Source organism: Pseudomonas sp. KK4, from assembly GCF_001984065.1.
Taxonomy (GTDB): Bacteria; Pseudomonadota; Gammaproteobacteria; order Pseudomonadales; family Pseudomonadaceae; genus Aquipseudomonas.
In genome coordinates this window covers 1-11661 of sequence record NZ_LYVP01000141.1, presented here as the reverse complement: position 1 = coordinate 11661, position 11661 = coordinate 1, and the positions used below count along the sequence as shown (strand labels likewise).

Genomic DNA, 11661 nt, shown 5'->3' with positions numbered 1-11661 from the left:
GCGCAGCAGTCCCCTTCTTTTTGAAACAAAGAACGGGGCCGCTTCGCAGCCCAGCGGGAGCAAGCTCCCTCGCCACAGGTCTCAAAGCTGCCGATTGGCATACATCCGACACTCCGCCAGCAGCGCCAGCAGATTCGGATCGCGCTCCTTGGCCTTCAAGAACACCACGCCAATGTGCTGCTGCATTCGGTACTTTTCCTGCAACGGGATCAGCTTCACCCGGTTCTCGTACACCGCCGCAATCCGCCCCGGCAGCAACGCGTAACCCACGCCCGAACTGACCATGCTCAGCAGGGTGAAGATATCGTTGACCTGCATCGCCACCTTCGGCTCGAACCCCGCCTGGCTGAACACCCGGTTGCCGTCCTGGTGGGTGGCGAAGCCTTGGGTCAGGGTGATGAAGGTTTCGTCGCGCACTTGCGCCAGGTCGACTTCGCTGCGATGGGCAAACTTGGAGTCGGCCGGGGTGGCCAGGAAGATATCGTCGGAAAACAGCGGAATATGCTCCAGGTCCGGGTCATTGATGCTGTCGTCCAGGGACACCAGAATCGCGTCGACTTCCATGTTCTTGAGCTTGTACAGCAGGTCGAAATTCGAGCCCAGGATCAGGTCGATGTTGAGTTCGCTGCGGCGGATCTTCAGGCCCATGATCAATTGCGGCACGGTCTTGACGGTCAGTGAATACAGCGAGCCCAATTTGAAGCGCTCGGCCGAATACCCGGCGGCCTCGCGGGTCAGGCGCACGCTTTCGACCACGTCCTGAATCAGCTTCTGCGCCCGTTCCTCCAGCACGTAGGCACTTTCCAGCGGCGTCAGGTTGCGGCCTTCGTGCTTGAACAGCGGGCAGCGCAGGGCGCTTTCCAGGGAGTGAATGGCGCGGTGCACACTGACGTTGCTGGTCTGCAACTCGGCGGCGGCCCGGGCCAGGTTGCCGGTGCGCATGAAGGCCAGGAACACCTCGAGTTTTTTCAGGGTCAACTCTTCGTCGATCAGCATGGGGCGGACTCTTTTTGGTATGCCCCGATTGTATATGCAGGGATCGTGGTGTACGGAAAGATTGCGCTTTGAGGCTCGAGGCCTGAGCCTTGGAATTTTTGGGGGGTGGGTAACCGATGTATCACGGGGAACGATTGAACGCCTGGACGCATCTGGTCGGGGCGGTGGCGGCGTTTGTCGGCGGGGTGTGGCTGATTGTGCTCGCCAGCCTCGACGGCAGTCCATGGAAGATCGTCAGCACGGCGATCTACGCCTTCACCCTGCTGACGCTCTACAGTGCCTCGACCGTGTACCACAGCGTGCGCGGGCGCAAGAAGGCGATCATGCAGAAGGTCGATCACTTCTCGATCTACCTGTTGATCGCTGGCAGCTACACACCGTTCTGCCTGGTGACGCTGCGCGGGCCCTGGGGCTGGACGCTGTTCGGGATCGTCTGGGGGCTGGCGCTGATTGGCATCCTGCAAGAGATCAAGCCGCGTTCGGAGGCGCGGATCCTGTCGATCGTGATCTACGCCGTGATGGGCTGGATCGTGCTGGTGGCGGTCAAGCCGTTGCTGGCGGCACTGGGCCCGGCGGGGTTTGCGTGGCTGGCGTCGGGTGGGGTGCTGTACACCGTGGGCATCATCTTTTTTGCCCTGGATCATCGGCTGCGGCATGCCCACGGGATCTGGCATCTGTTCGTGATTGCCGGGAGTTTGCTGCACTTTGTGGCGATCTTGTTTTATGTCCTCTAGACCCCGTACTGCTTTACCTGTGGGAGCGGGCTTGCTCGCGAAGGCGGTGGGTCAGTCGACATCAATGTTGGCTGACACGCCGCTTTCGCGAGCAAGCCCGCTCCCACATTGGGATCACGTCAGGCTCAGGTGGTTGAGTTGTTCCTGAGCCCGGCGGCTGAAGGTCTGCAACAGATCGTTCAGGGTGTGCGGCGGCGGCTCGCTGGCGCGGGTCACTGCATACAGGGTGATGGGCAGTGGCGGTGCCAGCGGGCGAATCGTCGTGGTGGCGGCTGACGCGCCAAGGGCCGTGAACGGGTCGATCACCGCCACCCCCGCACCGGATTCCACCATCGCCCGGGCCAAGGAATAAGTCTGCACGGCGATGCGCACCCGCGGTGGCGGCTCGACCGCTTCCAGATAACTGTCGAGTCGTGCGGCCAGGGGGTCGGCGCTGGACAGACCAATCAACGGCGCATCGGCCAGCGCCATCAACGGCAGCGGTTTCCCTGCATCTTCCACTGGCCAGAAATCTTTGGGCGCCAACGCCACCAGCACACCCGACGCCAAGGCCTGAGCCTTCAACCCCGGGTGATCCGGCTGCTGCAGCGTCAACGCCACATCCACCTCGCGCATCAACAGGTTTTGCACCAGTTCGCGACTGTGAGCGCTGGACAATTCGCAGGCAGTGTCCGGGTAACGCTCGGTCCACTCGTGAATGGCCGGGGGCAACAACGACAGGGCCAGCGCCGGCGTAGCGCCGATGCGCAGGCTGTGGCCCGGTTCGCGGCGCAGGCTCTGGGCCAGGCGCCGCACCCCTTGCAGGCTTTCGCTGACCTTGTCGACCTCGCGCTCCAGCTCCAACGCTTCCGGCGTGGCCTGCAACTTGCCCCGCACCCGCAGAAACAACGGGAAGCCCAGTTGCTGTTCGGCATGCTGCAACACCTTGGTCACCGCCGGTTGCGAGACGTGCAGCAATTGCGCGGCGGCGCTGATGGATCCGGTCTGGCGAATGGCCTGGAAAATCTCGATGTGACGTAGACGCATGGCGAGTCCATAACCTTTGTTTATGGGTTTGGCATCTTTATTCATTGTCCGGCGCCTGTCACCTGGCTCTAACCTCGACCAGGTCTTCATAACGGTTTTAAGGACGGACATGGCTCAGCGTGTGTGCATCATCGGCGGCGGCGTGATTGGCCTGGCAACGGCTTATGCACTGGTGCGCGACGGCTTCGAAGTGACAGTGATCGACGCTCGCGACTCGCTGGGCAGCGAGACCAGTTTTGCCAACGGCGGCCAACTCTCTTACCGCTACGTCGCGCCGCTGGCCGATGCCGGTGTGCCGTTGCAGGCGATTGGCTGGATGTTGCGTGGCGATTCCCCCTTGAAGCTGCGCCCGCGCCTGGACCCGGCCCAGTGGCGCTGGATGACGTCGTTTCTTGCTGCGTGCCGCCGTTCGGTGAACCGGGAAAATGCCGCGCATCTGCTGCGTCTGGCGTTGTTCAGCCAGAGCACTTTGAAGTGCTGGCGCGAGGACGACGCACTGGACGGTTTCCATTGGCGGCGCAACGGCAAACTGGTGACGTTTCGCAATGCCGGCAGCTTTGAGCATGCGCGCAACGCTCTGGCCGATCCGCAACAGCAGCAGGTGCTGACGGCTGTAGAGTGTGCGGATCTGGAACCGGCGTTGGCCGAGGGACCGTTCGTAGGGGCGATTCATACCCCGGACGAGGAGGTCGGCGATTGCCACGGGTTCTGCCAGCAACTGGCCGCTCGGTTGAAGGCCTCGGGGCGATGTGAATTTCGCCTGGGGCAAGCGGTCACCGGGATCTGCCACGCCAATGGCAGCGTCAATGCCATCGAGTTGGGTGAGCAAGTGCTGGCCGTCGATCAACTGGTGATCGCCGCCGGCCACCGCAGTCCGCTACTGGCGCTGCCAGGCCTGCGCCTGCCGCTGTATCCGCTCAAGGGCTACAGCCTGACCGTGCCCATCGGTGCGCAACACCGGGCACCGGATGTGAGCATCACCGACTACGACCGCAAGATCGTCTATGCGCGCATCGGCGAGCAACTGCGGGTGGCGGCGATGGTCGATATCGTCGGATTCGACCCCGCTGTCGATCCCCAGCGCCTGGCCCTGATCAAGCGCCAAGCCCGGGACACCTTCCCCCAGGCCGGCGACTACGACGCCGCCGTGGAATGGGCCGGCATGCGCCCGGCGACGCCAACAGGTGTGCCCCTGCTGGGGGCAACGGCTTATCGCAACCTGTGGCTCAACCTTGGCCACGGTGCCTTGGGTTTCACCCTGGCGTGCGGCAGCGGACGCTTGCTCAGTGAGCTGATCAGCCAGCGCCCGACTTCCATCGACCTGCACGGTTTCCACTAGGGATCGTTCCAAAGCGGGGCATGGGAAGGATCAAATGGGGGTTAGAAATCACCCCAAAGCTGCTGGGCCACCGCCAGCGCCACAACCGGTGCGGTTTCGGTGCGCAGCACCCGCGGCCCGAGGCGGGCGGCTTGAAAACCGGCGCCTTTGGCCTGTTCCACTTCGGCATCCGACAACCCGCCTTCCGGACCGATCAGGAACGCCAGGCTCGCAGGTTTGGCGTGGCTGACCAGCGGCTCGGCCACCGGATGCAGCACCAGTTTCAATTCGGCCTGCGTCTGTTTGATCCAATCCGCCAACAGCACCGGCGGATGAATCACCGGCACCCGCGAGCGCCCGCACTGTTCACAGGCGCTGATCGCCACCTGACGCCAATGCAGCAGGCGTTTGTCGGCGCGTTCGTCTTTGAGCCGGACTTCGCAGCGTTCGCTGAAGATCGGTGTGATTTCGCTGACGCCCAGTTCGGTGGCTTTCTGAATCGCCCAGTCCATCCGCTCGCCACGGGACAGGCCCTGGCCCAGATGAATCTGCAATGGCGATTCCACCTGCCCGGCGAATTGCTCATCGATCTGCACCACGACGCGTTTTTTGCCGACTTCCACCAACGTGGCGCGAAACTCATGGCCGGAACCGTCGAACAACTGCAACGCATCGCCCTCGGCCATGCGCAGCACCCGGCCGATGTAGTGGGCCTGGGCCTCGGGCAGCTCGTGTTCGCCGGTGCTCAGGGGGGCGTCGATGAAAAAGCGGGACAGTCTCATTGTGGTTCTCTACTGAATTCGATCGGAATCGCTGTTGTGGCGAGGACGCTTGTGGTGAGGGGATAAATCCCCTCACCACAAAGGCTCCCTCACCACAGGGTCATTTATTGGCCTTTAGCCCGGATCACGGAAGCCGGGATGGAAATCCTTCGGCACCGCCACGCTGACGCCCTCGCGAGTGGCAATGTCGATGCCTTCGCTGGCCACCTCAGCCAGAAAGTCGATCTGCTCCGGGGTGATCACGTACGGCGGCAGGAAATACACCACGCTGCCCAAGGGCCGAAGCAGGGCGCCACGCTCCAGCGCATGCTGGAACACCTTCAAACCACGACGCTCCTGCCACGGATACGCTTGCCTGGTGGCCTTGTCCTTGACCATCTCGATGGCCAGTACCATGCCAGTCTGGCGCACTTCGGACACGTTCGGGTGATCGACCAGGTGCGCAGTGGACGAGGCCATTCGCGCCGCCAGGGCCTTGTTGTTCTCGATGACGTTGTCTTGTTCGAAGATATCCAGCGTCGCCAATGCTGCCGCGCACGCCAGCGGATTGCCGGTGTAGCTGTGGGAGTGCAGGAAGGCGCGCAGGGTCGGATAGTCGTCGTAGAACGCGCCGTAGACGTCTTCGGTAGTCAGGCACGCGGCCAGCGGCAGGTAGCCGCCGGTCAGGGCTTTGGACAGGCAGAGGAAATCCGGGCGGATGCCGGCCTGTTCGCAGGCGAACATGCTGCCGGTACGGCCGAAGCCAACGGCAATTTCGTCGTGGATCAGGTGCACGCCGTAGCGGTCGCAGGCCTCGCGCAGCAGCTTGAGGTACACCGGGTGGTACATGCGCATGCCACCGGCGCCCTGGATCAGCGGCTCGACGATGACCGCCGCGACCGTGTCGTGGTGCTCGGCAAGGGTCTGCTCCATCGCCGCGAACATATTGCGAGAATGTTCCTCCCAGCTCATGCCCTGCGGGCGCAGGTAGCAATCCGGGCTCGGGACCTTGATGGTGTCCAGCAGCAGGGCCTTGTAGGTTTCGGTGAACAGCGGCACGTCGCCCACCGACATCGCCGCCATGGTTTCGCCGTGGTAGCTGTTGGTCAGGGTGACGAAGCGTTTCTTGTTCGGCTGTCCGCGGTTGAGCCAGTAGTGAAAGCTCATTTTCAGCGCGACTTCGATGCAGGACGAGCCGTTATCGGCGTAGAAGCATCGGGTCAGGCCCTCCGGGGTCATCTTCACCAGGCGCTCGGACAGCTCGATCACCGGCTGATGGCTGAAACCGGCGAGGATCACGTGTTCCAGCTGATCGACCTGGTCCTTGATACGCTGGTTGATCCGCGGGTTGGCGTGCCCGAACACGTTGACCCACCAGGAGCTGACGGCATCGAGGTAGCGCTTGCCTTCGAAGTCCTCAAGCCAGACGCCTTCACCGCGCTTGATCGGGATCAGCGGCAGCTGTTCGTGGTCTTTCATCTGGGTGCAGGGATGCCACAACACCGCGAGATCGCGTTCCATCCACTGTTGGTTCAGGCCCATTTTCACTCTCCTGGAGGCGGTCCGTGAAAGGCGCGGACATGCAATCGCGCAAGCCTATGCAATGCATCGCACGGGGACAACCCATTGTGTCGATTGAGCTACTTTGTATGGGCCGATAGACGTTGCTGGCGGGCGTCCGAAGGCTGACGTATCCTTCGCGGGTCTTGGGTCGCCTGACCCGCATAATCGCTATTTTTCGTGTATTTCCGGAGTTCGCTGAATGTCTGTCGGTTGGCTGCGCGCCTGTGCGCTGGTGATGTTGGGGCTGTTCAGCGTGTCTGCGCTGGCCAAGGATAAAACCGCGATCGTGATCGGTGGCGGGGTCGCGGGCCTGACGGCGGCCTATGAACTGCAGAACAAGGGCTGGCAGGTCACGCTGCTCGAAGCCAGGCCGAGCCTGGGCGGGCGTTCCGGCATGGCCACCAGCGAGTGGATCGGCAACGACAAGACGCAACCGGTGCTGAACAAGTACGTCTCCACCTTCAAGCTGAGCACCACGCCGGCGCCTGAGTTCGTGCGGACCCCGGGTTACCTGATCGACGGCGTGTATTACACCTCGGCCGACCTGGCCACCAAGGACCCGACCACCGCCGAAGCGATCAAGCGCTACGAAAAGACCGTGGACGACCTGGCACGCTCCATCGACGACCCGCAGAACCCGGCCGCCACCAGCACGCTGCACGCCCTGGACCAGATCAACGTGTCCAGCTGGCTCGACAAGCAGAACCTGCCGGCCACGGCCCGTCAGTTGATCAACCAGGACATCCGCACCCACTACGACGAGCCTTCGCGCCTGTCGCTGCTGTACTTCGCCCAGCAGAGCCGCGTTTACCGTGGTGTCTCCGACCGCGACCTGCGCGCTTCGCGACTGGTCGGTGGCAGCCCCGTACTGGCCCAGGCCTTCGTCAAACAGCTGAAGACCATCAAGACCGATTCGCCCGCCTCGGCGATCACCCAGGACAAGGACGGCGTGACGGTCAAGGTCGGCAGTGTCGGCTATCAGGCTGACTACGTGGTGCTGGCCGTGCCGTTGCGCGCCCTGGCCAAGATTCAGATGACCCCGGCGCTGGATGCCCAGCACCTGGCGGCGATCAAGGGCACCAACTACGGCTGGCGTGACCAGATCATGCTGAAGTTCAAGACGCCGGTATGGGAAAGCAAGTCGCGCATGTCCGGCGAGATCTACAGCAACGCCGGCCTTGGCATGTTGTGGATCGAGCCTGCCCTCAAGGGCGGCGCCAACGTGGTGATCAACCTGTCCGGTGACAACGCGCGGGTGATGCAGGCCTTCGGCGACAAACAAATGGTCGATCAGGTACTGATTCGCCTGCACGCGTTTTATCCACAGGCCCGTGGTTCGTTCACCGGTTATGAAATCCGCCGCTACAGCACCGACCCGTCGACCGGTGGTGCCTACCTGGCCTTCGGCCCAGGGCAGATCAGCAAGTACTGGCGCCTGTGGGAGCGTCCGATCCAGCGCGTCGCCTTTGCCGGCGAGCACACCGACACCCTGTACCCGGGTACTCTCGAAGGCGCGTTGCGCACCGGCCAGCGTGCGGCCAGTCAGGTGGAAGACCTGGCGGCGGGCAAGTCGTTCGAACCGGCCAAGGCCGCTCCAGTGGCCGCGGCCGCAGCAGCCGGCGCGGTGGCGGCGAAGAAGGGCAACTTCTTCACCAATCTGTTCGGTGGTTCGGATGACGAGAAGAAGCCAGAGCCGGTCAAGGCCCCAGAACCCGCTGCACCGGTAGCACCGGCTCCTGCACCAGCCCCCGTGGCGGCACCGGCACCGGTTGAAGCGCCGAAGCCTGCGGTGGCACCGGTGAAAGCCGAACCGGCCAAAAAAGCCCCGGCGAAGAAACCGGCCGCCAAGACCGAAACCAAAAAAGCCCCGGCCAAGGCCCCGGTGAAAAAGGCGGAACCGGCGAAGAAGCCGGCCGCCAAGCCGGCGACGACTGAGACAAAGGCTCAGTAACGTTCAGACGTAAAATGCGCGACCCTAGGGTCGCGCTTTTTTTGCTAACGGAATTTTGGTCCTACACGTTTTAGCGGTTTATCAGAATCTTCCCACAAAACAACCAGAAACAAATTACCGATATTGCTTGCGTTGAAAGTTATTCTCTTCAGAAAACTGGAGTGATAAATGAAGTTATTCCTAATGGTGGTTATTTGTTTTACGCTATCAGGCTGTGTTGTCGGTGAGGGTAGAGATCCTCTAACAATACCTATGATTCCCAAGTATGACGGTGAGTTGGCTCACAAGTGTCAAATGGATTCTTATAGGCCTGAATGTTCGGTTAATTAGTTTAGGTCTGCTTTTGTAAGGGTGCTAGCGATGAGGTGGGTGCCTTGGTTGATCACCACTCATAATTAAAAATTGTTATTCCTGGGATAATTATATTAAGCGGCCTCCTCTTGGGCGAGCGCCCAGGTTCGAATCCAAAGCGAGCCCAGCGTGAATCCCCTGTACGCATGTCGAATATCACCAGATTTCCATCATCTTGAATGGTCAGGCAAGTGTTGTACCAGAACGATTTATCAGTGGTATGAGTACTTTCGGCAATCCATATCCGGCCTCTCGACGGGTCATATAAAAATCCGTTATTGCTGACCACAAACTTCAGCGGCTCGCGCATTTTTCTCGGATATGTAGTTTGACTATACCGCTGGTTTCCATCTGCAATCCAAACTACAGCGCCGTTATCTGTGATAATCAGATTTCCATCCACTTGCAGTACCAGTCGAAAACGACCGTTTTGCGACATCAAATATTGCCCTGGCACCATCGCTTGATTCGGCGGCAATACCGATGAGCCACTTGCATGAAAGGGGTGTACCTAATAGCCATATTTTCACCTTGAGAAATGAGTTGTTGAGTGATTATTCAATCAAGTTCATATCTCTAAAAGGCTATACATATTTACTACTTGCTCGGAAATAACTCTGCGCGGGACAGTACTCAGCGCCGCGTTGCGCGATTTTTGTAGCAGCTGGCGAAACCTGCGTTTTGCTTCGAAGCAGTCGTAAAGGTAGTCAGCGTGCTTTTCCTATGCGAGCTCGCTCTCAAGATTTACGGTCGCTTTGCAGTCGAATGCAGGCTGTACGACCTGTTACAGGTATTTTTGGGAGTTGGATTGATCCACCAAATCCAAGGATTTTTTCGTGTGTGCCATCGTTCTCAAGAGCAGGCTCGCTTCTACAGGCTTTGGAAGATACATGATTTTTTCTACGCCTCCGCCCACTGTAGGAGCAAGGCTCGCCCGCGATGAAGCCCTCGCGGGCGACACATATTTCTAGCCAATCACTACCACCTCTCCAGACTTTGGCCTTTAATCTTTCCTTAACTCACCGATTTCAGACTCTTGATCGTATTTATCGATGTTTTATAGCGAAAATTTCCGCTTTAATTCGATAGATAACTCTTTAGTCTTGGTCGCAGTTCTCACAGGATTTGGGCAATGCAGCTACGTAACTCTACTTCCCGCTATGGTTTGATCAGCCTCGTCCTGCACTGGGGCGTGGCTCTGGCAGTGTTCGGGCTGTTTGGTTTGGGGCTGTGGATGGTCGGTCTCGGCTACTACGACCCGTGGCGCAAGGCAGGACCTGATCTGCACAAGAGCATCGGTCTGATCCTGTTGGCCGTGATGATCCTGCGGGTGTTGTGGCGCTTGATCAGCCCGCCGCCGCCAACCCTGGACAGCTATAGCCGCATGACGCGTCTGGGCGCCAAGTTTGGCCATGGGTTTCTGTATCTCTGCTTGTTCGCTGTGATGATTGCCGGTTACCTGATTTCCACCGCAGAGGGTGTCGGGATTCCGGTGTTTGACTGGTTTGAAGTGCCTGCCCTGATCTCCAATCTGCCGGACCAGGCGGATAACGCCGGGGCGATTCACCTTTATCTGGCGTGGACGCTGGTGATTTTTTCCGGCCTCCATGCGTTGGCAGCACTCAAGCATCACTTTATCGATCGCGATGTGACCCTCAAGCGCATGCTCGGTCGCAAAGCCTGAAGTTCAACCTCGACTCCAAAGGAAAACAAAGCATGTTGAAAAAGACGCTCGCTGCTCTGGCAATCGGTTCGGCCCTGCTGGCCGCCGGTAACGTGATGGCCGCCGACTACGTGGTCGACAAACAAGGCCAGCACGCCTTCGTAGACTTCAAGATCAGCCACCTGGGCTACAGCTACATCACTGGTACCTTCAAGGACATCGACGGCAAATTCAACTTTGACGCTGCCAAGCCTGAAGACAGCAAGATCGAGTTCAACGTCAACACCGCCAGCGTGTTCACCAACAACGCCGAGCGCGACAAGCACATCTCCAGCAAGGATTTCCTGAACTCCACCAAGGCGACCTTCGTGTCCACCAGCGTCAAGCCAACCGGTAAAAACGCCGCTGGCAAAGACACCGCTGACGTGGCCGGTGACCTGACCATCCTGGGCGTGACCAAGCCAATCGTGGTCAAGGCCACTTTCCTGGGTGAAGGCAAGGATCCATGGGGCGGCTACCGTGCCGGTTTCGAGGGCACTACCAGCATCAAGCGCTCTGATTTCGGCAAGATGATGGACCTGGGTCCACAGTCTGACGCGGTTGACCTGTACATCACGTTTGAAGGTGTCAAAGCGAAATAATTTTCGCGCCTGACAAAAAAACGCCCGCTGCTCTCACGAGCGCGGGCGTTTTTTATGGCTGCGATCTATCAGCGATTGCGGGTCAGCAATGCCGGTTTCTCGCCACGCGGCCGGGTTGGCAACTGATCGAGCTGCTCAGGCGTCGGGAAGCGGTCGGCCTTGGACTCCTTGTGCATGATCTTCGGTGCCGGACCGCGCGGGTTCTGCACGGCCGGTTCCGAACGAGGCTGGTCGTCACGGGCCGGGCGGCGGTTGCGCGAGTCCTCGCGGCGGGCTTGACCGTCGCGTGGCGCACCGTTGCGTGGGCCATTGCGCTTGGCAGGCGGCGTACCGGTGGTGGCACCATCGCTGTTGCGCGGACCGTTCTGGCGACCCTGTGGCTTGCCGCCACGGGGTGCGCCGGCACCGGCTGCCGCGCCTTGTGCCGGAGCACCCGGACGGCGGCCACGGCCCTGGGCCGGTTTCTGCTGAGGCACGTAGTCGACGCGGTTACCGAAGTTATCGATATCGTCGTCAAGGAACTCGTCCGGGGCGCGATCAGCGGCAGCACGCGGCGGCTGGCTTGGGCGTTGTTCACGGGCCGGGGTGCCTTCCCGTGGTTTCTGCTGGCGGGCCGGGCGCTCGCCGCGCTCGGATTTTTCGCCTGAGGCAGGTTTT

10 protein-coding genes and 2 pseudogenes are annotated in these 11661 nt (G+C 60.5%); 6 read left to right on the top strand and 6 right to left on the bottom strand.

Going from position 1 to position 11661, the window contains the following annotated elements:
• Positions 1 to 81: 81 nt before the first annotated feature.
• The gene (locus B0W55_RS26305) at positions 82 to 996 is read right to left on the bottom strand and encodes a LysR substrate-binding domain-containing protein (protein WP_077048838.1); all 915 of its coding nucleotides are present in this window, start codon (positions 994 to 996) and stop codon (positions 82 to 84) included.
• Positions 997 to 1112: 116 nt separating this feature from the next.
• On the opposite strand from B0W55_RS26305, the gene B0W55_RS26300 reads away from it, so the two are divergent.
• On the top strand, positions 1113 to 1730 hold the full coding sequence (locus tag B0W55_RS26300) for a hemolysin III family protein (protein WP_077048837.1): 618 nt from the start codon (positions 1113 to 1115) through the stop codon (positions 1728 to 1730).
• Positions 1720 to 1836: pseudogene (locus B0W55_RS31305) on the top strand (metal ABC transporter ATP-binding protein); the annotation flags it as partial. The gene B0W55_RS26300 and the pseudogene B0W55_RS31305, both read left to right, overlap by 11 nt.
• Before the next feature lie 8 nt (positions 1837 to 1844).
• Here B0W55_RS31305 and B0W55_RS26295 read toward each other — a convergent pair.
• Positions 1845 to 2756, bottom strand: coding sequence for a LysR family transcriptional regulator (locus B0W55_RS26295; RefSeq protein ID WP_077048839.1), 912 nt, complete (start codon positions 2754 to 2756; stop codon positions 1845 to 1847).
• Between the two features lie 109 nt (positions 2757 to 2865).
• Here B0W55_RS26295 and B0W55_RS26290 point away from each other — a divergent pair, with 109 nt between their 5' ends.
• Positions 2866 to 4095, top strand: a complete 1230-nt coding sequence (locus B0W55_RS26290) for a D-amino acid dehydrogenase (protein WP_077048836.1) — start codon at positions 2866 to 2868, stop codon at positions 4093 to 4095.
• 41 nt (positions 4096 to 4136) lie between these two features.
• Here the strand turns inward: B0W55_RS26290 and B0W55_RS26285 are convergent, their stop codons facing one another.
• Together B0W55_RS26285 and B0W55_RS26280 are read right to left on the bottom strand one after the other, a co-directional pair.
• Positions 4137 to 4856 carry a 16S rRNA (uracil(1498)-N(3))-methyltransferase gene (locus B0W55_RS26285; RefSeq protein WP_077048835.1) on the bottom strand — a complete coding sequence of 240 codons (720 nt, stop codon included), beginning with the start codon at positions 4854 to 4856 and terminating at the stop codon, positions 4137 to 4139.
• Between the two features lie 114 nt (positions 4857 to 4970).
• On the bottom strand, positions 4971 to 6377 hold the full coding sequence (locus B0W55_RS26280; RefSeq protein WP_077048834.1) for an adenosylmethionine--8-amino-7-oxononanoate transaminase: 1407 nt from the start codon (positions 6375 to 6377) through the stop codon (positions 4971 to 4973).
• Between the two features lie 220 nt (positions 6378 to 6597).
• Between B0W55_RS26280 and B0W55_RS26275 the strand changes: the two genes are divergently transcribed.
• A complete protein-coding gene (locus tag B0W55_RS26275) occupies positions 6598 to 8349 on the top strand; it encodes a flavin monoamine oxidase family protein (protein ID WP_077048833.1) in 1752 nt (583 codons plus the stop codon).
• A gap of 382 nt (positions 8350 to 8731) precedes the next feature.
• Here B0W55_RS26275 and B0W55_RS26270 read toward each other — a convergent pair whose 3' ends face one another.
• A complete protein-coding gene (locus B0W55_RS26270) occupies positions 8732 to 9139 on the bottom strand; it encodes a hypothetical protein (RefSeq protein WP_256576402.1) in 408 nt (135 codons plus the stop codon).
• Positions 9140 to 9832: 693 nt separating this feature from the next.
• Here B0W55_RS26270 and B0W55_RS26265 point away from each other — a divergent pair.
• Both B0W55_RS26265 and B0W55_RS26260 read left to right on the top strand, forming a co-directional pair.
• Positions 9833 to 10384 (top strand): cytochrome b, encoded by a 552-nt coding sequence (locus B0W55_RS26265; protein WP_077048831.1) that lies wholly within the window; start codon positions 9833 to 9835, stop codon positions 10382 to 10384.
• A 32-nt stretch (positions 10385 to 10416) separates the two neighbouring features.
• Complete coding sequence (locus tag B0W55_RS26260; protein ID WP_077048830.1) at positions 10417 to 11004, top strand: YceI family protein; 588 nt, start codon at positions 10417 to 10419, stop codon at positions 11002 to 11004.
• Between the two features lie 68 nt (positions 11005 to 11072).
• On the opposite strand, the pseudogene B0W55_RS26255 reads toward B0W55_RS26260, so the two are convergent.
• Positions 11073 to 11661: pseudogene (locus tag B0W55_RS26255) on the bottom strand (DEAD/DEAH box helicase); the annotation flags it as partial.

Bases quoted from the DNA above. Each gene is read 5' to 3' on its own strand.
- B0W55_RS26275 (WP_077048833.1), top strand. From the start codon at position 6,598: ATGTCTGTCGGTTGGCTGCGCGCCTGTGCGCTGGTGATGTTGGGGCTG.
- B0W55_RS26270 (WP_256576402.1), bottom strand. From the start codon at position 9,139: ATGTCGCAAAACGGTCGTTTTCGACTGGTACTGCAAGTGGATGGAAAT.
- B0W55_RS26295 (WP_077048839.1), bottom strand. From the start codon at position 2,756: ATGCGTCTACGTCACATCGAGATTTTCCAGGCCATTCGCCAGACCGGA.
- B0W55_RS26260 (WP_077048830.1), top strand. From the start codon at position 10,417: ATGTTGAAAAAGACGCTCGCTGCTCTGGCAATCGGTTCGGCCCTGCTG.
- B0W55_RS26285 (WP_077048835.1), bottom strand. From the start codon at position 4,856: ATGAGACTGTCCCGCTTTTTCATCGACGCCCCCCTGAGCACCGGCGAA.
- B0W55_RS26280 (WP_077048834.1), bottom strand. From the start codon at position 6,377: ATGGGCCTGAACCAACAGTGGATGGAACGCGATCTCGCGGTGTTGTGG.
- B0W55_RS26290 (WP_077048836.1), top strand. From the start codon at position 2,866: ATGGCTCAGCGTGTGTGCATCATCGGCGGCGGCGTGATTGGCCTGGCA.
- B0W55_RS26305 (WP_077048838.1), bottom strand. From the start codon at position 996: ATGCTGATCGACGAAGAGTTGACCCTGAAAAAACTCGAGGTGTTCCTG.
- B0W55_RS26300 (WP_077048837.1), top strand. From the start codon at position 1,113: ATGTATCACGGGGAACGATTGAACGCCTGGACGCATCTGGTCGGGGCG.
- B0W55_RS26265 (WP_077048831.1), top strand. From the start codon at position 9,833: ATGCAGCTACGTAACTCTACTTCCCGCTATGGTTTGATCAGCCTCGTC.